General features: G+C 81.1%; 1 protein-coding gene. It reads right to left on the bottom strand.

Annotation, left to right across the window (positions count from 1 at the left end; all coding sequences use genetic code 11):
• Positions 1 to 185 (bottom strand): hypothetical protein (locus AAHZ94_RS36620; RefSeq protein WP_502964887.1); only part of this gene is annotated, 185 nt, incomplete at its 3' end.
• Between the last annotated feature and the right edge of the window lie 90 nt (positions 186 to 275).

The raw sequence follows: 275 nt of genomic DNA on the forward strand, positions 1-275 counted from the left end.
GGGCGGCGGGCCGGCCCACCGTCGTACGGCTGGGCCGGCTGGCTCCCGTCATACGCGCGCGGGGCGCCACCGTCGTACGCGCGCGGGGTGCCGCGTTCCACGGTGCGGGGCGGCGGGCCGGCCGGCTCGTCGGTGGTGGCCGGGTGGCGGGGTTTGTCGCCGGCGTTGGCTGGCTGGCGCGGCATGCCGGAACCGGCCGCGCGGGGTCGGGGCTGGTCCGTGCCGCCGGGTCGGCCGGGCCCGGCCCGGGGTCTTTATAACCAGGGACGCGGCCG

Origin of the sequence: Streptomyces sp. HSW2009 (assembly GCF_040240285.1) — a bacterium.
In the GTDB taxonomy this organism is placed as follows: domain Bacteria; phylum Actinomycetota; class Actinomycetes; order Streptomycetales; family Streptomycetaceae; genus Streptomyces.